Genomic DNA, 19,131 nt, shown 5'->3' with positions numbered 1-19,131 from the left:
TCGGCCGGGCGTCAGAAATGACACGTTTCAAGAGAAAGCGTAATGCAAACAACTGTCGCACGCGCTAGAGATTGACACGTTTCAAAGGAGCGCTATGTTGGTGGCAAGATCCGACGGAGGACCGATTCCAATGACCATCGAGCAGTGGGGTGTGTTCGAGACGGTCCTCGACGGACCGAGTTCCGGAAACCCGTTCCGCGACGTCGCGCTGAGCGCGACGTTCAGCAACGGCGCCGACGAGGTCACCGTCGACGGCTTCTACGACGGGGATGGCCGGTACCTCGTGCGGTTCTCGCCGCCGACGCCGGGGCACTGGCGGTACCGCATCACGAGCAACGCAGCGGGGCTGGACGGCCTCGAGGGCGGGTTCCGGGCGTCCGAACCGACGGCCGGGAACCACGGGCCCGTCTTCGTCGCAGGCATGTTCCACTTCGCGCACGCCGACGGCACGCCATACCGCCCGGTCGGGACGACCGTCTACAACTGGGTGCACCAGCCGCCCGAGCTGTATCTGGAGACGCTCGACGCGGTGACGGAGGCGGGCTTCGACAAGCTGCGGTTCCTCGTCTTTCCGCAGGGCGGAAACCACATCGCACACATCCCCGAGCGGTTCCCGTTCGCCCGCACCGACGACGGCGGCTGGGATGTCGAGCGCCCCGATCCGGAGTTCTTCCAGCAGATCGACGGGGCGGTCGCCGATCTGCTGGAGCGGGGGATCCAGGCGGACGTCATCATTCTCCATCCCTATGACCGCGGCCAGTACGGGCTCGACGGGCTCACCGCGGAGCAGGACGCGACGTATCTGCGCTACCTCGTCGCGCGCCTGTCCGCGTACCGGAACGTGTGGTGGTCACTCGCGAACGAGTACGACCAGCACGAACGGCCGGAGGAGCGGTGGGACGACGTGTTCCGCCAGCTCGAGGCGATCGACCCGTATGGGCGGCTGCGCTCCATTCACAATTGGCTCCGTCTCTATGACTACAACAAGCCGTGGGTCACCCACGCATCGATCCAGAACGGGTGGGCGGTGGCGGAGCCGGGCCGTGCGGTGCTCTACCGGGACGCGTACCGGAAGCCGATCGTGCTCGACGAGATCAAGTACGAGGGCGACACCGTGGAGCGGTGGGGGAACCTCACCCCTGAAGAGCTCGTCCACCGGTTCTGGATCGCCACGGTGAGCGGCGTATACGCGAGCCACGGGGAGAGCTTCCGGGACGAACGCGACAGCCTCCACATCGTCTCCGGCGGGCGATTCCAGGGGACGAGTCCCGCCCGGCTGAAGTTTCTGCGGCGCATCCTCGAGGAGGTCGACGGTGTCGGGCTCGACCCGATCGACAAGTGGGACGACGACACTTCGACGGTCGGCATCCCGGGCCGGATGTATCTGCGCTACCTCGGCAGGCGCAGCCCGGGGTCCTGGGCTTTCTGGCTGCCGCAGGGTGTGGAGGGGGAGCGACTTGAGATCGGCGACCGGTTCCGCGTCGAAATCCTCGACACGTGGCACATGACCATCACACCGGTCAACGAGATCTTCGAGCTCGATCATGTGGGGCGGAACGCCGCCACGGCGCCCGGCGCCGTGCAGCTGCCGGCGGGCGCGGCCATCGCCCTGCGCATCACCCGCGTTTCGTGAAGGTGCCGTCCGCCAGAATGATCCGAGCCACTGGAACGACACGAGGGAGAGTGCTGTGCGCATCGCGGTGACGGGAAGTTCCGGCAAGCTCGGGCGGGCGACCATCGAACGGCTGACCGCCGACGGGCACTCGGTGCTGGGGCTCGACCTCAACCCGGCGCCGCACGGCGGTCTGTTCACCCGCGTCGACTTCACCGACTACGGGCAGACCCTTGACACCCTGCTTGGCGTGACCGCCCGCCACAGCGGCCTCGACGCGGTCGTGCACCTCGCCGCGATCCCGGTGAACGGCCTGGTGCCGGACGCGACCACGTTCCACAACAACATGACGGTGTCGTTCAACGTGCTGTTCGCCGCCCACCGCGCCGGCATCCGTCGCATCGTCTCAGCCTCCAGCATCACCGCGATGGGGTTCCCCTTCGAGGAGCCGCCGCCGGCGCTGCCGGTCGACGAGAGCTACACCGCCGCGAACAACACCTATGGCCTGACGAAGGTGCTCGAGGAGACTCTGGCGGGGCAGCTGGTGCGCTGGGACCCGGAGCTGTCCATCACCGCGCTGCGCTTCACCAATATCGTCGCCCCGGAGGACTACGGCACCTTCGCCCGCGCGGGTGAGCCCACGTACCGGCGGGATCTGCTCGGCTCCTACATCGACGCCCGCGACGGTGGTCTCGCGGTGGCACTCGCGCTCGCGAACGGCAAGCCAGGGCTCGAGGTGTACAACATCGCCGCCCCCGAGAGCGGCAACAGCATCCCCTCGGCGGAGCTCGCCGAGCGCTGGTTCCCGGGCACGCCGGTCGCCGACGACCTGGGCGAGTTCGAGTCGCTGATGTCGACGCGGAAGGCGCAGCAGCAGCTGGGCTTCCGCGCCGAGCACGCCTGGCGGGACGAGTATCGGCCCGAGGGGTGATCGCGGGGTCTTAGGCGAGCGTGTCCGGAACCTCGCCGGTTCCAGACACCGGCGGGATCCGTCGCTTGAATGGATTCGGAAGGCGGAAGGACCATCATGATCATCGAGAAAGCCGAAGTCGTCGTCACGAGCCCCGACCGGAACTTCGTCACGCTGAAGCTGACTACCGACGAGGGGATCACCGGGCTCGGTGACGCAACCCTCAACGGGCGGGAGCTCGCCGTGGTGAGCTACCTGCGCGACCACGTCGTGCAGCTGCTTCTCGGGCGCGATGCCAGCCGCATCGAGGACACCTGGCAGTTCCTCTACCGCAGCGCTTACTGGCGACGGGGGCCGGTGACCATGGCGTCCATCGCCGCGGTCGACATGGCGCTCTGGGACATCAAGGGCAAGGCGGCCGGGATGCCGCTCTACCAGCTGCTCGGCGGTGCATCACGGAACGGGCTGCTCGCGTATGGTCACGCGTCGGGCAAGACCACGCAGGAGCTGTTCGACAGCGTCCGGGAACACCAGGAGGCCGGCTACAAGGCGATCCGGATCCAGACCGGCGTGCCGGGGCTGAAGTCGATTTACGGCATCGCATCCAACGCGACCTTCGAGGCGAACACCGGCGTGCGGTACGATCACGAGCCGGCACAGCGGGGCGCGCTGCCGAACGAGGAGGACTGGGACACGCGCTCCTACCTGCGGCACGTGCCGACCGTGTTCGAGGCGGTGCGAAACGAGTTCGGCCCGGAGCTGCCGCTGCTGCATGACGGCCACCACCGGATGACCCCGATCCAGGCGGCGCAGCTCGGCAAGTCGCTGGAGCCGTACGACCTGTTCTGGCTGGAGGACTGCACCCCTGCCGAGAACCCCGAGGCGCTGCGCCTGGTGCGGCAGCACACCACCACGCCACTCGCCATCGGGGAGATCTTCAACACGGTCTGGGACTACCAGCAGATCATCCGTGAGCAGCTGATCGACTACGTCCGCAGCGCCGTCACCCACACGGGTGGCATCACGCATCTGAAGAAGGTGCTGGAGTACGCGTCGCAGTACCAGATCAAGTCCGGCATGCACGGGCCGACCGACATCTCTCCGGTCGGCATGGCTGCCGCGATGCATCTCGGGCTGGCGATCCACAACTTCGGCATCCAGGAGTACATGAAGCACGGCGCCAAGACCGACTCGGTGTTCCGGCAGTCCTTCAGCTGGCAGGACGGGTTCCTGCACCCCGGCGACCAGCCCGGTCTCGGTGTGGAGCTCGACACCGACGAGGCAGGCAAGTACCCATACGTGCAGGCCTACCTGCCGTTCAACCGGCTCGCCGACGGCACCATCCACGACTGGTGAGCGCGCTCACCGCGTCTCGATTTTCCTGCGGCCCCGGTCGATCCGGATCATCCCGGCGTGTTTCGTCGGCGACGCCTCCGGAAGCCGGATGTGGAGCCCGTCGTCCTCCTGACGCAATTCCACCGGTCCCCACCCCAGCAGCGTTGCCCCGGTGACCGGACCGTCCTCGCGACCGAAGACGCGCAGCACCGCCTCGCCGTTCTCCGGCCAGCCCAGCAGGGTCGCATACACCGTGCCGCCGGCGGCCGTGTAGCGGACGTCCGCGGCGGAGAAGTAGAGATCCGCCTCGTTGTAGCCCTCGGCGGCGGCGAGCGCGGTCGGCCCCTCCCCGTGCACCCGCCACGGCCGTGTGCCGTAGACGCCATCGCCGCAGATCCGCAGCCACGCGCCGACGTCCTCGAGCAGCCGTCGGGAGTGCTCGTCGATCGTCCCGTCGGCCGACTGCGGGATGTTCAGCAGCAGCGTGCCGTTCTTGCTGACCACGTCGATCAGCGTGCGAATCACCTGCCGGGCGCTCTTGCGCGGGTGGAAGATGTCCTCGTCGCTCACGCAGCGGAACCACTCCCCGTCGCTGGTGTCGAACTGCCACGGGTGCTGCTGGATCGTGTCGAGCTGCCGTCGCTCCGAATCGAGGACGACCGCGGTGCGGTCGGCGTCGGGCACGTTCTTGATCGTCACCACGCCGCCGGATCGCGAGCGGGCGTAGTAGTCGGCGAGGAACCGGAGGCCCTCCCGGTCCGGGGGAGCGGCCGGCAGCTCGCTGCCTTCGTCGAAGGGAAGGCGGAGATCGTCGAAGTAGACCGAATCCGGCTCGAAGCGGTCGGTGGCCTCCCGCACCATGCGCCAGAAGCGCGCGATCCACGCCGGATCGGGCGGGATGCCGGGGCTCCGCGGCCGAAGGTAGAGGTCGTGCGGATCGAGGCCGTCCCACCAGAGACCCGACCCATCGGCGCGGGTCAGCCGGCCGTCATGCGGCAGGTCGGTGTCGGTGTCCGTGCCGTGAGCGGTGTCGAGCCAGCGCCAGGTCCAGTTGTTGTGGAAGCTGAGCCCGAAGGGCAGGCCGGCGTTCCGCGCGGCGCGCTCCCACTCGGCGACGATGTCGCGGCGGGGACCGATGCGGGCCGCGTTCCACGGCTGCTCCTGCGAGTCCCAGAGTGCGAAGTTGTCGCAGTGCACCGCGAGCGACATGAAATAGCGCGCGCCGCTGGCGGCGTAGAGCTCCATCAGCGCCTCGGCGTCGAACCGCTCCGCGCCCCACAGGGGCAACAGGTCCTTGTATCCGAACTCGGAGGGCGGACCGTAGTTCGCCAGGTGGTGTGCGTGCTGCCGTCGCGGGCGCCGCACCTCCCATTCCGCGTTCGACGGGTGCGGCCCGTACAGATGCCGGGCGTACCAGTCGCCCGACTCCGCGACACATTGCGGTCCCCAGTGCGCCCAGATGCCGAACTTCGCATCGGAGAACCAGGTCGGGACGCGGTGGGCGCGCAGCGACTCCCACGTGGGGTCGTAGGTCATGCGGTTCCTTCCGGTCGAGGCAGCGGCTCGGTGACGCCCGTCGTGCCGGGCCGCGTGGCGGGGGGTTCGTTGTCTCGTCTGCGACGGCGGAGGCCGTACCAGCCGAGCCCCACCACACAGGCCGCGACCGAGAGCAGGAACGCCGACCCCAGCGCCCAGCGGGCACCGAACTCGTTGGTGATCCACCCGATCAGCGGGGCGCCGACCGGGGTGCCGGCGGCGAGCACCGCCATGTGGATCGACATCACCCGACCGCGGAGGGCGGGCTGCGTCGCGACTTGCGCGTAGCCGTTCGCCGTCGTGAACGTGGTGACGCCCGCCAGGCCGATGAACACGGTGACGAACGCGAAGGTCCAGAAGGTGGGCATGAATGCCGCGAGAAGGCACAGCGTCCCCATCGCCGCGCCCGCGATCAGCACCACCCGCAGCCGCGCGCGCTCGCGGCCGGCGCTGAGCAGCGCCCCCAGAAGCGATCCGGTCGCCATCACGGAGGTGAGCAGCCCGAACTCGCTCGGGCCTGCACCGAACTCCACGGCCATCGTGGCGGCGAAGAGCTGGAAGTTCATGCCGATGATGCCGAGCAGGAAGATCATCCCCAGCAGCACGCCGAGGTCCGGCCGCCGCCCGATGTACCGGAATCCGGCGAGGGCGTCCCCCCGCTGCCGCGCGGCGCGGACGACGGGGACGAGCTCGCGCTTGCGCATGAGCGCCAGTCCCGCGATCAGGGGGAGGAATGTGACCGCGTTCAGTACGAACACCCAGCCGGAGCCGAGGGTCGCGATGATGACCCCGGCCGTCGCGGGGCCGACGAGGCGCGCGGCGTGGTGATTCGCCAGGTTCAGGGCGACGGCGTTCGGGATGTCGCGCTCGGGAACGAGGTCCGAGACGATCGTGTTGCGGGCCGGCTGGTCGATTGCGGTGATGAGGCCGAAGACCAGCGCGAAGAGCAAGAAGTGCCACAGCTCCGCGAGCCCCGATGCAAGCAGCAGACCGATGCAGATGGTGAGCAGGGTGAGTGCGATCGAGCTGGCGATGAGCAGCTTCCGCCGGTCGATCCGGTCCGCGATCAGCCCGGTGATCGGCACGAGCACGATTTGCGGGGCGAGCTGCAGCGCCATCGTCACGCCGACGGCCACGGCGTCGCCCGGAGTGAGCTCGGTGAGCACCACCCAGCTCACCGCCGTCGCCTGCATCCACGCGCCGACGTTCGACACCAGCCCGGGAAAGAACCAGAGCCGGAAGTTGTGGGTCCCAAGCGACCGGAAAGTGCGTCTCATGTGCGCGGCAGAGTGATCCGCGTTCCCGGCAAGGCGTGGAGATGCGCTGCCGGATCGGCCGCCATTCGCATGATCGTTAGCCTAACTCATTAGCAATGCTAAGCAACCTCTTGACCGCCGGGAGGGGCCGGAGTTAGCGTGAAGATCCCGGAGTGCGATACAGCGGAGCGCGCCGACGACTCCCCGCATCCCGGATCGGAGGTTCCCCGTGTCCGCAACGCCCAAGTGGGAAGTGTTCGAAGCGACCCTCACGTCGGCTGCTGAGTACGAGAACCCGTTCCTCGAGGTCGACGTTCTGGCCGTGTTCGAGCACGACGATCACCGCCACGTCGTCGACGGGTTCTACGACGGCGTGGAGGACGGGCGGCACGTGTGGCGGGTTCGTTTCGCGCCGATGCACGAAGGGGAGTGGGCGTACACGACCACGTCGAATGACCCGGCGCTCGCCGCATCCGGCGACTTCACCTGCACGCCGGCCGTCTCGTCCGGGTCGCTGCGCACCGGCACGCTGTTCGGCAACTGGTTCGAGCGGCAGGACGGCAGCCACTTCTTCGTGGCGAACGAGGGCTGGTATCCACACGTCGCCAACCGGTCCGGCAACTACGGGCAGGCGCTCGGCTTCGAGGACGTCGACTTCCAGCAGCCCAGCGAGCGGGACTGGCTCACCTACCTCGACATCCTGTCCGAGCACCGCATCAATCTGATCGTCGACATGGGGCAGCTCTACGCGCGGCAGTCGCGGATCACCGACACGTCGTTCCGCTGGCCGTGGAAGGTGGTCGACGCCGACACGAACCGCATCGACCGCGACCGGTTCAATCTGGACTACTACCAGCGGATGGACCGGCAGGCCGCGCACGCGAAGGAGAAGGGCATCTTCTTCGCGATGGAGCTGCTCTACGACAACTCGGTCGTGCGGTCGCGGGAGTGGGCGAATCACCCGATCAACGTCGCGAACGGCGGCTGGCTCGAGGGCAACGAGAAGGGGTTCGGCTGGCCGGAGGTCTTCGATCTTCGGAATGACGTGCACGTCGAGTACACCCGCCGGTACGTCAAGTACACCTGGGCGCGGTTCGGCGCGTTCTGGAACGTGGTGTGGGCGCTCGGCGGAGAGAACGGCAACCTCGCCCGGATCAACGACGAGCGCCTCCCGCAGGCCTTCGTCGATCCCGCGGTGCCGGGCGCCTGGTTCTCGTACTGGGTGGACTGGCTGAACCGTCGCGATCCGTACGAGCGGCTCAAGTCGTTCGGCGACGCCGGGCGGCAGGAGGTCATGGTCACCACGGCCTACAACAACTTCATCGTCACGCAGGACCCGCGGAACTACCCGAAGGAGTATCCGCGCGACTGGTACCGCGCGATGAACGCGTTCGGCGAGATGATGTGGAAGTTCGGCCGCCCCGTGGTGATCGGCGAGATGACGGCCGGGAACAACGGGCACTATGAGGCGGAGCGACGCCTCTACTGGGTCGCGTTCACCGCCGGCTATGCGATGGGACGCAGTGACCGCCACTATCCCGCGGTGATCGGCGACCGGCTCGGGGAGTCCGTGAAGTTCGGGCTCGACGGCGTCCCGCCGATTTATGAGGACATCCGCCGGCAGGTGGAGTTCGTCGAGTCACGGGCGCTGAGGTTCTGGCGGATGCGGCCGAACGACCGGCTGCTGACGACGGACGACGACGTGTTCTGCCTCGCCGCCGAGGACGAGGAGTACGTCGTCTATTTCCCGAACGGCGGAACAGCGTCGCTCGTCGCGCCGGAAGGCACTGGGGAGTGGTTCAATCCGCGCACGGGCGAGTCGCACTCGACGCTCGATGTGACGGCGGGCGACCAGGCCTTCACCGCGCCCGACGACGAGGATTGGGTCCTCCACCTCCGCGCGACAGTCTTGGCGTAACCGCCGGGCGACTCACTCGGACGCGAGTCGGTCCAGGATGTCCGTGGCCGCGGCGAGGGTCGCCCTGTCCTCGGCCGTGAGTCCGCGCATCCGCGACGTGAGCCATGCGTCCCGCTTCGCGATCGTCTCGCGCACCAGCCTCGCGCCCTCTTCGGTGATCAGGATGTTGGAGCGCCGCCGGTCCGCGGCGTCCGCGTCGCGCCGGAGGTAGCCGCGCGCCTCGAGGAAGTTCACCGTCCGGTTCATCGACGGCGGCGACACCCGCTCGCGCTCGGCGAGCATCGACAGCGTGTGCGGACCGAACCGGTTCAGCACCGCCAGCACGCCGAACTGCGAATCGCTGAGGTCGTCGTCGGTCCTCTCGAGGCGGAGCCGTCGGGAGAGGCGGAACACCGCCATCCGCAGCTCCGTGCTCTGCCGGGCGATCGAGACGCTCATGGGCGCCAGCATAGCTTTCTTAGCGTTGCTAACGAGATGCGCCGGTCGCTGAGCTTGTCGAAGTAACCTTCCGAGTCGCCCGCTCGGGTCCCTTCGGCAGGCTCACGGACCGTCGGAACCGAGGAGGCGGATCTGCTCGAAGAGATCGACCGGGCCGACCTGGCCGCCCTTCAGCAGGATCTCGGTGCCGTCGAGCCACGACTCGGTCGACGCGAGCGCGCAGACCACGACGTTCCCCATCGGGTTCGCGGCGATCGTCAGTGAGTCCGCGCCGAGTAGCCGCACCACCCGGCTCGACGTGTCGCCACCGCAGACGATGACACGGCTGGTGGCATCCGCCCGCAGCGCCGCTTCGATCAGTGCGGCCAGATGTGCGGCCAGGATCGCGACGAGTTCGTCGCCCTCCGCGGATGCCTCCGAATCGCCGGTCGCGACCACGACGCTCCGGCCGGCACCGAGCTCCGCAAGCACCCGGTCCCGCACGGCACCGACCGGGTCCGGCACATCCAGTGGCAGCGGAAGGGAGCTCCAGCCGTTTCGGCTGGCATCCTCGATCTGGCGCGACGTCTGCGGAGACCGGCTTCCCGACACGGCGAGGACCGGGCCTGTCGGGTTGAGGGGGCGGATCGAGTCGCCACCCCCGTCGCCAGTGCGGCCGAGTGCACGTCCGAGTCCCTTGCTCAGACCGCCCGAGCCGATCGCGAAGCGAGGGCGGTTCGCGGATGCCCCGGCGGCGACCGCCGCGCCGACCAGAGCCACGTGCTCATCGTGCAGCGCGTCGAGCACCACCGCCGCATCAGTTCGTTCCGCGAGCAGGGCGGCGAGGGCTTCGGCGTTCACGTAATCCAGGTGGTGCAGGCTGCCGATCGGCAGGTCGGTCTGCAGTGCCAGGTGCCTCGCAAGCTCGGACTCCCGCATCGGGGTGACCGGGTGGTTCGACATGGTGGGCTGGCGGTCCAGCCGGTACACGGTGCCGCCCTCGGCGGCGAAGTGGTGGCCGAACGCGGTGTAGCGGCCGAAGTCCGGCTGGGCGAACAGCACCGGGACGGAGCGTTGTCCGAAGACTTCGCGGGCGATCTCGATCACCCGGCCCAGGCTCCCGACCGTGGGGGAGGAGTCGGCGGTCGAGCAGGCCTTGTACTGCACGATCGGCGGGACGAGTTCCGCCAGGGCGGTGAGCGCGGGGCGCACCTCCGCATCGATCCGGTCGGTCGGCAGCGATCGGGCGATGCCCGCGATCCCCACGGCGTCAACCTCCGCTGCCGCCGCCGCCAGCTCGTCCGGATCCGGCAGCCCGAGGAACAGCCGGCTCCGCCATCCCGCTCGCGTCAGCTGCAGCAGCACGTCGACGCTCCCCGTGAAGTCGTCCCCGTAGAACGCGAGACGCAGACCGGATGAGCCGGGTTCAGGCACGCGGCGCCCCGAAGACCTCCGTGGCACGGCGGAAGGGCGCGGATGAGGCGAGTGCCGTCTCCACCGATTCGCCGCGCTCCGCCGACGCCCACGCATCACGCATCGCCGCCACACCCGCGGCGGAGCCGTCCGGATGCCCGTGGATGCCGCCGCCGGCGAGCACCAGCAGGTCGGTCGTGCCGGTCGCCGTGTACGTGGCGTGCGCCAGTCCGGCCCACTGACCGGACGAGAGCACGGGCACGATCGGACGCTGGTCCAGCAGCGGCTCGCGCACCGCGGCGATGGAGTCCAGCACCTCGGCGTCGCTCTCATAGAACTTGTTGCTGATGCCGTTGGTGTGCAGGTGGTCGACCCCCGACAGGCGGGCGAGCTTCTGCCATGCGCGGAAGGAGAATCCGAGCTGGTCTGAGCGGCTGATGCCGCCGAACATGGCGCGATGCCCGTGGATCGGCACGACGGAGTGCTGGCGCAGGAACTCCACGCCGGCGAGGCCGATCATGTTGATGCACGCCATGACGCAGGTGCCGCCGGCTTCGACCACGAGGTCGTGATTGGCCTCCAGCATCCCGATGTCGTCGGTGATGTTGAACGCGTACATGGGTTTCCCGCCCGTGCGATCGGCGTGCCGCTCGAGCACCGGCATCACGGCGCGCACCCGCTCGGCGAGCGGCGCGCTGGGGCCGTTGCCCTGCAGCTCGTCGTCCTTGATGAAGTCGATGCCGGCCTCCGCGAGCTCGCCCACCAGCTCCGCGAGCTGCTCCGGCGACAGGCCGATGCTCGGCTTCACGATCGTGCCGATCATCGCCCCGCTCGGGCGGGACATCAGCCGCCGGGTGCCCTCGACGCCGAACGCCGGACCCCGGTAGCGGTCCGCGAACGCCTGCGGCAGCTCCAGGTCGACGAGCTTGATCGCGGCGAGCTCCTTGATCTCGAACAGGTTGCCGGCGACGGCGGCCTGGAGGTTGGGCAGCGACGGTCCGAAGTTGTCGAGTGGGAACCGAAGCTTCAGCCGTGCCCGTTTGCGGGTGGCCGGGTCGCCCACCGCCCCAGGAAGCGGCGAGGAGCCGGTGAGCGGCAGCTCCTCGAGCGACTCGACCTGCGCCGCGAAGCGCGCACGGACGTCGTCGGACTCACGGGCCACCCGCACGAACGTTCCGGTCGACTGCTCCCCGGCGAGCACCTCGGCCGCGCGCTCCAGTTCGAGAGAGGTCTCGATGTGGTAGGTCGCGATCACATGGGCGGTGGGCGGCTCGGCCGTCTGCGAACCGGTCGCCGGAAGGGTCTGGGTCACGTCGGTCACCAGATCAGCGGCAGCCAGACGGACATCTCCGACGGCCCGCGGTTGCCCCACGCGAAGTAGGGAATCAGCCGCACCGGGATGGTCCGCAGCTCCCCGTTCTCGAGGTCGGTGTAGAGCGCCTCATCGGTCTCCGTCGGCAGCACGACGGCTTCCCCGTCGAGCGCCACGACCCGTTCGCCCTCGAGCTCGATCTCCGCCGGCGCGAACTCCACGCCGCGACGGAGCGCCACCTGCTCGAGGCGCACGTCGCCCGGTAGGTCGGTGCTCTCGAGCGCGTACACGACCGCACCCCGGGTCACCGCGATCTGGTTGGTCGCCTCCTCGGCGAGGCGGTGGGCCCGCTGGAGCCGCACGCGCAACGGAAGCGTGAGCTCGACGGTGTCGCCGGACCGCCATTCGCGGTCCAGGACGGCGTAATCGCCGGCCTGCGCGACCTCGACCGCGCCGCTGTTGACCGTGATCGTCGCGCCCTCTGCCCACCGCGGGATCCGCAGCCGCAGCGGGACGCTGCCGCCGGCATCCGTCACGGTGATCGTGACGCGCTCATCCCACGGCTGGTCGGTCTCGACCCGCAGGCCGAGCCTGCGTCCCCTGCCGAGATCGACATTCGCCTCGGCGTCGCTGTACAGGTGCACCCACAGCCCATCGGCCGATGTGGACATCGCGAGCTCGTGGAACCGCGCCAGGGTGCGGGCGATGTTCGGCGGGCAGCAGAACGTGCTCATGTACTCGGCGCGCAGGCGCTCGTCCGAGGGCGGCGGGTCCGGGATGGGGCGCAGGGCGGTCTCGCCGGGCATGCGGAGCGGGAACGGCAGCTCCCGCACCTGCCGGAGTGGATTGGTGTAGAAGTAGCGGCGTCCGTCGAGGCTGATGCTCGACAGCAGGCTGTTGTACGCGATCTGCTCGATGACGTCGGCATATTCGGCCTTGCCGGTGAGCGCGAGCATCCGCTCGCTCCACAGGATCATGCCGATGTTGGCGCAGGACTCGTTGTGCGCGGTGGTCTGCGGCAGCTGGTAGGGACGGCCGTACGCCTGGTGCACGCGGCTGATCTCAGCCTGCCAGTGGTAGCCGTACGGCGATGCGCCGTCGTAGAGCGCGCCGCAGCCGCCCGTGAGGTACAGCTTCGTGTCGACGACGTCGTGCCAGAGGCGCTCCAGCACCTCGCGCAGCTCGGGGTCACCCGTCTCCAGCACGAGATCGGCGAGGCCGGCGTAGAGGTAGTTGGCCCGCACCGCGTGGCCGTCGACCGTCCGCTGCTCGCGCACTGGGATGCGGTCCTGGTTGTCGTCGCCGCCGTGGTACTCGTCGCGGATCTCGACGAACCGTTCGGCGAGGCGCAGGTAGCGCTCGTCACCGGTCTCGCGGTAGAGGTCGAGCACCCCCATGTAGTGGGACGGGCAGATCGCGCTCGCCGCGAGCTGGGCCGTGTGCCCCTCCGCCAGGTCCTCGAGCCACCCTGCGGCGCCGCGTGCGACATCGAGGAGGACCTCGCGGCCGGTCACCCGGTGGTGGCGAACCGCGAGGGTGATGAGATGCCCGAGGTTGTACGTCTCGAAGTTGAAGCGATCCGCGAGCGCGTCGACCTTCTCGTTGTTCCGAGCCGAGATGAGCGTCGGGGTGTGCAGGTAGCCGTCCTCGCGCTGCACCGATGCGATCTTCCGGGCGATCGTGTCGACCAGCTCCTGCAGCTCGGGGTCGGGGCCGGTCTCCAGCAGATTGACGGCACCCTCGAGCCACTTGTACAAGTCCCCATCGAGGAACGGTGGGCCCTTGTGCTCGCCCTCTGCCTCCCCTGCGGCGATGAGGAAGTTGCGCCAGCCGCCGCTCACCTCCGACGAGCTGAGCGACTCCCAGATCGAGGGCACCGTGACCACGCGGGTGCGCTCGAGTCGTGCGCCCCAGAAGCCGCCGGACCATTTCACGTGCGCGGCGCTGAGCGGATCGAGTTCGGCATGGGTGCCTGAGGTGGTCATCGTCATCGGTTCAGTGTCTCCTCTGGTGGCGCGCCGGAGACGGGGATTCGATCGACTGGCTCCGTCGGCGTGACTATTCTCGCAAACCTGCATGGATATTCAAAATGCGAGTTCGGTGTGTTAACCTCGGCAGGTCGAACGAGGAGGACGCATGGCCAGCCCAACACGGATCGCACTGCTGCACACCGGCGCGGTCGTGATCTCGCCCGTGATGGAGCTCGTGAAGCAGGAGCTGCCCGACGCGACGCCGATCAATTACCTCGACGATCGCATCGTCGCGGATCTCGGCGACGCCGCCGTCGCGCCATCGGTCCCGACCAGAGTCGGCGAACTGGCGAAGGCGGCCGTCGAAGCGGGCGCCTCGGCGATCCTGCTGACCTGCTCCTCCATCTCCGAGCTCGCGGCGCCGACGTCGGCGGATGTCGGTGTTCCGATCCTGCGCATCGATGAGGCGATGGCCGACGAGGCGGTCGCGACGGGGAGCCGGATCACCGTGATCGCGACGCTGCCGACGACCAGCGCGCCCACCACCCGGCTGATCCGCGAACGCGCCGCGCTCGCCGGCCGCGAGCCCGAGATCCGCAGCGTCGTCGTCGAGGGCGCGTTCGCCGCCGTGTCCTCCGGGGACCGCCCGGAGCACGACCGGCTCGTCGTGGCCGCGATCGAGGCAGCAGCGGCGGAGTCGGACGTGATCGTGCTTGCCCAAGCGTCGATGGCGAGCGCGGCCTCGGCGGTCGACGTCGACGTTCCGGTGCTCACCAGCCTGAAGTCGGGCGTGAAGCGCCTTCGCGAACTGGTCGAGGGACTGCCCACTGCCGCTGGTTGAGGACCCGGCGCTCGGCGAGCGCCGAGGTCTGGCGGGGTCTCCTCGACCTACGGAGTGAGCGCCTTCGCGTCAACGAGCGCCTCCGCCGTGCGGAGGTCGGTGACCAGCACGTTGACCCAGCGGCCGTTGAGCGCGCCGAGGATCGGCTCCTGCTTCCTCGGTCCGCCCGCGATACCGATGCGCCGCGGAATGCGGACGAAGTCGTCGACCGGGATGGCGATCGTGCGGTCCGCGACCTCGCCGTCCACGTTCGTGCCGTCGGCGGTGAAGACGTGATGACAGATGTCGCCGACGGCGCCGACATCCAGCAGATGCCGCCGCTCCGCCGGCTCGAAGGCGTTGCCGCTCTCGGCGAGCAGCTCCGACGGCTCGATGCTGCCGATGCCGACGACCGCCATGGTGAGCTCGCGCCAGCGGCGCCGCACCTCGGTCAGCGACGAATCCTGCAGCAGCGCATCGCGGATGGCGCGGTCGGCGACGATGCCGGGTGCGTGCACGTACACCGGCTCGGCGCCGAGCATGCGGGCGAACTCGCCGACGAGCCGCTGCGCCTGGTTCTGCACCTCGGGCACGCCGATGCCGCCGAGCAGCTGCACCACCTCGGTGGCGCCCCGTGTCGCCAGGGGGCGCATGCGGTCCACCATCGCGAGCAGCGTCTGGCTCCAGGACGACGTGCCGATCCGGTCGCTGCCGGAGAGGGTCGCCTCGAGGTAGCTCGCGGCGGCGGCGCCGATCGCTCCCAGCACCGCCCGCTCGTCGTCGTCCGGGTCGATGTCGACGACGACGGCTTCGAGCAGTCCGAAGCGCTCCTCCAGCTGCTCCTCGAGCGACGCGTGGATGCCCGGGGCCACCATGACGGTGGTGCGGACGATTCCGACGTCGACCGCGCGCTTCAGCAGCCGCGACACTTTGGCCTGCGAGATGTGCAGGATCTCGGCGATGTCCGCCTGACGGATCCCGCGCTCGTGGTACATCCGAGCCACCTTGACGAGGAGGCGCATCTGGCCGTCGACGGTGTACCGGGGTGCCATGTCGACTCCCATCCGTGAGCGTGCGGCGATGCTGCCCGAATCCCGTTGCCAACCTGTGACTCGGACGGGGTGGCCTTGTCGGGTGCGATGAGAGTATCATCATTCGTGGTCGAAGGATTATGCACTTTGAGCCTTCATCCCGATTCGCCGGGATGAGCGGTCACCGGGCAGATCGCGTCGACCGGCAACAAATTGAAACGTGTCAACATGATGCGATCTCAACCGTGACATCGCTTGACACTGCCGAACGAGGCACATACTGTGGCCGATTGAAACGTGTCAAAACGGCCGTCACACTTCAAGGAGGAACTGTGTCCACAGCACGCATCAACCGGGTCGCGCCGCGGCGCGCCGGGTTGGCAGTCATCGCGGGATTCGCCGCGATCGCGATCGCCGGCTGCGCCGGCGGTGGCGGCAACGGCGGCGGAAACGGCGGCGGAGGCGGTGGCGGCGGTGGCGGAGAGGCCGCGACCTTCGACTACCTCGCGCAGAACGAGAACGAGGTCATCCGCAACGCGATCGCCACACTCGGCGAGAACGAGTGCTCAGCCGAGGAGGAGGCCATGCCGCTCGAGGTGGAGACCCTCCCGCAGGCCGACGTCAACCAGCGCGTGGTGCTGCTCGCCAGCCAGAACGCGCTTCCCGAGATGTTCGTCGGCTCGACCTCCGAGCTCCGCCCCGGCGGCGCGCTCGGCGACGACGAGATCACGCTGAACCTCGAGGAGACCCTCACCGAGCTGGGTGTGATCGACAACATCCTTCCCGCCGCGATCTCCACGGTGAAGAACATCTACGGCGACCGGTTCGTGTCCATGCCGTACCAGTTCAACATCGAGGGCTTCTTCTACGACAAGGCGAAGTTCGAGGAGCTGGGTCTCGAGGAGCCGCAGACCTGGGATGAGTTCCTGGAGGTCGTCGAGGCGCTCGACGCAGCCGGTACCCAGCCGCTGTCGGCCTCGGGTGCCGAGTCGTGGACGCTGCTGCGCTACGTCGGCAACTACCTGTTCCGCTCGATCGGTCCGGACGCCATCAAGGACGTCGTCGCCGGCGACGCGAAGCTCACCGACCCGGAGTACGTCGAGGGCATCGCCGAGGTTGCGAAGCTCGAGCCGTACTTCAGCGAGGGCCTCGCGACGATGGACATGCAGACCGCCGTCTCGGAGCTGCTCACGGGCAATGCCGGCATGGTCTACAACGGCAGCTGGATGCTGGCGGACGTGAACAACGAGGAGCTGAACCAGCTCGGCGCTGACGGCATCGGCTTCATGCCGTTCCCTGCCGTCGAGGGTGGTGCCGGTGACATCAACCAGTACCCGGCCAACGCCGGCGCGCCGACGGCATTCTCCGCTGAGCTCTACAACGAGGGCGTCGGCGACTGGCTCACCTGCATCACCGAGTACTACGGCTCCAGCGTCATGAACGAGCAGGGTGTCATCTCCGGCTTCGCGCTGAACCAGCCGATCGAGGGCGAGGTGCCCCCGCTCACCGCTGAGGTGCAGGAGACCATGGCCGAGGTCGAGGAGACCGTGACCTGGTTCGAGGCGGCGTTCGGGCAGCGTGCGGCGCAGGCCGCCGGTGAGAACGCGGTTCCGCTGTTCACCGGTCAGATGTCGGCGGAGGACTTCGCCGCCACAGTGCAGGCTGCGGTCGAGGCGGACCAGTAACCAGCAATCCCCAGCCGGGCGGCCGGAGGCGCAACGCACCTCCGGCCGCCCGGTCACAAATGTCCGGCATCAGCGTGGAGGCCAGCAAGTCATGAAATCCGTCCTCGGGGACAAAAAGACGATCCTGATCCTGCTGGGTCCGGCGCTTCTGCTCTACACGGCCGTGAAGCTCGGTCCGGTGATCTGGTCGTTCGGGCTCTCGTTCTTCGAGGGGAACCTCCGCGGGTTCGAGTTCGTCGGCGTCGACAACTTCGTCAAGCTCTTCTCCGACCCGGAGCTGCTGAACGCGATCGTGTTCAGCATGAAGTACGCGGTGATCGTCACGATCTGCCAGGTGCTGCTCGGCTACGGGCTCGCGCTCTTCTACGTCTTCGTGCTGCGGCGGTCCTCCGCACTGATCCGGGCGATCATCTTCTTCCCGACCGTGCTGCCCACCGTCGCGGTCGCGCTGCTCTTCAGCTCATTCTTCGAGATCGCCCCGCAGGAGGGGCCGGTCAACGGTCTGCTGAGCGCACTCGGGATGCAGCCGATCGCGTGGCTGGGGCAGGCCGACAGCGCTTTCATCGTGATCGTCATCATGGAGCTGTGGTCGTCCATGGGCTTCTACGCGATCCTGCTCTACGCCGGACTGCTGGACATCCCCGAGGACATCATCGAGTCGGCGCGCATCGACGGCGCCAACGGATGGCGGCTCATCCGCAGCGTGATCCTTCCGCTGTCGCTGCCGGTGCTGCTCTCCTCCGTCATCTTCAGCTTCAATGTGACGCTCAAGGTGTTCGACTCGGTGCTCGCGCTGACCGACGGAGGGCCGGGCACGTCGACGCAGCCGCTGACCCTCTACATGTACAAGACCACCTTCACTTTCCAGGACTACGGCTACGGGTCGACCCTCGCCCTGGTGCTGACCATCATGTGCCTGCTCGTGACCCTGTTCATCTTCGGGTCCGCGCGCAAGGACCGGACGAAGGCCTGACCCATGTCGACCACGATCATCCAGCAGACCGCCCCGCTCCACACCGAGCACAACCCGACCCCACCGGAGCGGAAGCGCCGGAAGTGGAGCGCGCGCCGCTTCCGGGCGGCCGTCCCCGCCTGGATCGGCATCATCGTCCTCATGACGGTCGGCTTGTACCCGATCGTCTGGCTCTTCCTCAGCTCCTTCAAGACGCAGCGGGAGTTCATCCAGGAGTCGACCTTCGCGCTCCCGGAGGGGTTCAACTTCCAGAACTACATCGACGCGTGGACCACGGGTGAGATCGGGCGCAACTTCCTCAACTCGGTCATCGTCACCGCGCCGTCGCTCACCATGGTGCTGCTGTTCGGCGTCGGTGCGGCGTTCGCCATCGAGGTGATGGTGTGGAAGGGCCGGAACCTGACCCTGCTGCTCTTCGTCTCGGGGATCATGATCCCCGGGCAGATGATCCTCATCCCGCTGTTCATCACCTACTTCCAGCTCGGGATCAGCGGCACGTACTGGCCGATGATCATCACGTACACCGGTCTCGGGATGCCGCTGACGGTGTTCATGATGGCCGCGTACTTCCGGTCGATTCCGCGTGAGCTGTTCGAGGCCGCAACGATCGACGGCGCCAGCATGCTTCGGGCGTTCTTCTCGATCGGTCTGCCCCTGGTGCGGAACTCCCTGTTCACCATCGGGCTCGTGATGTTCCTCTCCATCTGGAACGACCTGCTCATCGCGCTGACGTTCACCACCAACTCGGATCTGCGCCCGATCCAGGCGGGCCTGCTGAACTTCGCCGGCGAGTACGGCCAGCTGAACTACGGGCCGCTCTTCGCGGGGATCTGCATCAACGTGTTCGGCCTCCTCGTGCTCTTCGTTGCCCTGAACCAGAAGATCATGAAGGGCCTTGCGAGCGGCGCGGTCAAGGGGTGACACGTCGCGACCGAACGGAGAG

Annotated in this window: 15 protein-coding genes; 8 read left to right on the top strand and 7 right to left on the bottom strand. The window is 68.2% G+C overall.

Annotated features, from left to right (window positions below; genetic code table 11):
- The first annotated feature begins 130 nt into the window (after positions 1–130).
- From ACFFGH_RS20340 to manD, 3 genes are all read left to right on the top strand, one after another.
- The gene (locus ACFFGH_RS20340) at positions 131–1,633 is read left to right on the top strand and encodes a DUF5060 domain-containing protein (protein WP_386671716.1); all 1,503 of its coding nucleotides are present in this window, start codon (positions 131–133) and stop codon (positions 1,631–1,633) included.
- Between the two features lie 55 nt (positions 1,634–1,688).
- On the top strand, positions 1,689–2,543 hold the full coding sequence (locus ACFFGH_RS20335) for an NAD-dependent epimerase/dehydratase family protein (protein ID WP_386671714.1): 855 nt from the start codon (positions 1,689–1,691) through the stop codon (positions 2,541–2,543).
- Between the two features lie 96 nt (positions 2,544–2,639).
- Positions 2,640–3,878 (top strand): D-mannonate dehydratase ManD, encoded by a 1,239-nt coding sequence (manD, locus tag ACFFGH_RS20330; RefSeq protein ID WP_386671712.1) that lies wholly within the window; start codon positions 2,640–2,642, stop codon positions 3,876–3,878.
- Between the two features lie 6 nt (positions 3,879–3,884).
- On the opposite strand, the gene ACFFGH_RS20325 is transcribed toward manD, so the two are convergent.
- Together ACFFGH_RS20325 and ACFFGH_RS20320 are read right to left on the bottom strand one after the other, a co-directional pair.
- Entirely contained in the window at positions 3,885–5,393 is a 1,509-nt protein-coding gene (locus ACFFGH_RS20325) for an alpha-L-fucosidase (RefSeq protein WP_386671710.1), read from the bottom strand.
- Positions 5,390–6,670, bottom strand: a complete 1,281-nt coding sequence (locus tag ACFFGH_RS20320; RefSeq protein WP_386671709.1) for an MFS transporter — start codon at positions 6,668–6,670, stop codon at positions 5,390–5,392. The genes ACFFGH_RS20325 and ACFFGH_RS20320 overlap by 4 nt, the downstream gene beginning before the upstream one ends.
- A 208-nt stretch (positions 6,671–6,878) precedes the next feature.
- On the opposite strand from ACFFGH_RS20320, the gene ACFFGH_RS20315 reads away from it, so the two are divergent.
- Complete coding sequence (locus ACFFGH_RS20315; RefSeq protein ID WP_386671707.1) at positions 6,879–8,567, top strand: glycoside hydrolase family 140 protein; 1,689 nt, start codon at positions 6,879–6,881, stop codon at positions 8,565–8,567.
- 12 nt (positions 8,568–8,579) lie between these two features.
- Here ACFFGH_RS20315 and ACFFGH_RS20310 read toward each other — a convergent pair whose 3' ends face one another.
- The 4 genes from ACFFGH_RS20310 to ACFFGH_RS20295 all read right to left on the bottom strand — a co-directional run bounded on the left by ACFFGH_RS20310 (position 8,580) and on the right by ACFFGH_RS20295 (position 13,700).
- Positions 8,580–9,005, bottom strand: coding sequence for a MarR family winged helix-turn-helix transcriptional regulator (locus ACFFGH_RS20310; RefSeq protein ID WP_386671705.1), 426 nt, complete (start codon positions 9,003–9,005; stop codon positions 8,580–8,582).
- A gap of 102 nt (positions 9,006–9,107) precedes the next feature.
- Positions 9,108–10,418: a four-carbon acid sugar kinase family protein gene (locus ACFFGH_RS20305; RefSeq protein WP_386671704.1), complete on the bottom strand. Its 1,311-nt coding sequence runs from the start codon at positions 10,416–10,418 to the stop codon at positions 9,108–9,110.
- On the bottom strand, positions 10,411–11,718 hold the full coding sequence (locus ACFFGH_RS20300) for a RuBisCO large subunit C-terminal-like domain-containing protein (protein WP_386671702.1): 1,308 nt from the start codon (positions 11,716–11,718) through the stop codon (positions 10,411–10,413). Before ACFFGH_RS20300 ends, ACFFGH_RS20305 begins: the two co-directional genes overlap by 8 nt.
- A complete protein-coding gene (locus ACFFGH_RS20295) occupies positions 11,715–13,700 on the bottom strand; it encodes a glycoside hydrolase family 127 protein (RefSeq protein ID WP_386671700.1) in 1,986 nt (661 codons plus the stop codon). Before ACFFGH_RS20295 ends, ACFFGH_RS20300 begins: the two co-directional genes overlap by 4 nt.
- A 145-nt stretch (positions 13,701–13,845) precedes the next feature.
- On the opposite strand from ACFFGH_RS20295, the gene ACFFGH_RS20290 reads away from it, so the two are divergent.
- Positions 13,846–14,520 carry an aspartate/glutamate racemase family protein gene (locus tag ACFFGH_RS20290; protein ID WP_386671698.1) on the top strand — a complete coding sequence of 225 codons (675 nt, stop codon included), beginning with the start codon at positions 13,846–13,848 and terminating at the stop codon, positions 14,518–14,520.
- A 47-nt stretch (positions 14,521–14,567) separates the two neighbouring features.
- On the opposite strand, the gene ACFFGH_RS20285 is transcribed toward ACFFGH_RS20290, so the two are convergent.
- Positions 14,568–15,551 (bottom strand): sugar-binding transcriptional regulator, encoded by a 984-nt coding sequence (locus tag ACFFGH_RS20285; RefSeq protein WP_386671696.1) that lies wholly within the window; start codon positions 15,549–15,551, stop codon positions 14,568–14,570.
- Positions 15,552–15,862: 311 nt separating this feature from the next.
- Between ACFFGH_RS20285 and ACFFGH_RS20280 the strand changes: the two genes are divergently transcribed.
- The 3 genes from ACFFGH_RS20280 to ACFFGH_RS20270 all read left to right on the top strand — a co-directional run bounded on the left by ACFFGH_RS20280 (position 15,863) and on the right by ACFFGH_RS20270 (position 19,109).
- Complete coding sequence (locus tag ACFFGH_RS20280; protein ID WP_386671694.1) at positions 15,863–17,215, top strand: ABC transporter substrate-binding protein; 1,353 nt, start codon at positions 15,863–15,865, stop codon at positions 17,213–17,215.
- A 91-nt stretch (positions 17,216–17,306) separates the two neighbouring features.
- A complete protein-coding gene (locus ACFFGH_RS20275) occupies positions 17,307–18,188 on the top strand; it encodes a carbohydrate ABC transporter permease (protein WP_386671692.1) in 882 nt (293 codons plus the stop codon).
- Positions 18,189–18,191: 3 nt separating this feature from the next.
- Positions 18,192–19,109, top strand: a complete 918-nt coding sequence (locus ACFFGH_RS20270; protein WP_386671690.1) for a carbohydrate ABC transporter permease — start codon at positions 18,192–18,194, stop codon at positions 19,107–19,109.
- Positions 19,110–19,131: the final 22 nt, after the last annotated feature.

The organism is Lysobacter korlensis, assembly GCF_042434515.1.
Note: the sequence above shows the minus strand (reverse complement) of the source record. Positions and strands in the feature narration are given on the sequence as shown.

What these genes read in the sequence shown, in the direction of transcription:
- ACFFGH_RS20340 (WP_386671716.1), top strand. Translation starts at nt 131, where the DNA reads ATGACCATCGAGCAGTGGGGTGTGTTCGAGACGGTCCTCGACGGACCG.
- manD (WP_386671712.1), top strand. Translation starts at nt 2,640, where the DNA reads ATGATCATCGAGAAAGCCGAAGTCGTCGTCACGAGCCCCGACCGGAAC.
- ACFFGH_RS20325 (WP_386671710.1), bottom strand. Translation starts at nt 5,393, where the DNA reads ATGACCTACGACCCCACGTGGGAGTCGCTGCGCGCCCACCGCGTCCCG.
- ACFFGH_RS20320 (WP_386671709.1), bottom strand. Translation starts at nt 6,670, where the DNA reads ATGAGACGCACTTTCCGGTCGCTTGGGACCCACAACTTCCGGCTCTGG.
- ACFFGH_RS20310 (WP_386671705.1), bottom strand. Translation starts at nt 9,005, where the DNA reads ATGAGCGTCTCGATCGCCCGGCAGAGCACGGAGCTGCGGATGGCGGTG.
- ACFFGH_RS20295 (WP_386671700.1), bottom strand. Translation starts at nt 13,700, where the DNA reads ATGACGATGACCACCTCAGGCACCCATGCCGAACTCGATCCGCTCAGC.
- ACFFGH_RS20290 (WP_386671698.1), top strand. Translation starts at nt 13,846, where the DNA reads ATGGCCAGCCCAACACGGATCGCACTGCTGCACACCGGCGCGGTCGTG.
- ACFFGH_RS20285 (WP_386671696.1), bottom strand. Translation starts at nt 15,551, where the DNA reads ATGGCACCCCGGTACACCGTCGACGGCCAGATGCGCCTCCTCGTCAAG.
- ACFFGH_RS20275 (WP_386671692.1), top strand. Translation starts at nt 17,307, where the DNA reads ATGAAATCCGTCCTCGGGGACAAAAAGACGATCCTGATCCTGCTGGGT.
- ACFFGH_RS20270 (WP_386671690.1), top strand. Translation starts at nt 18,192, where the DNA reads ATGTCGACCACGATCATCCAGCAGACCGCCCCGCTCCACACCGAGCAC.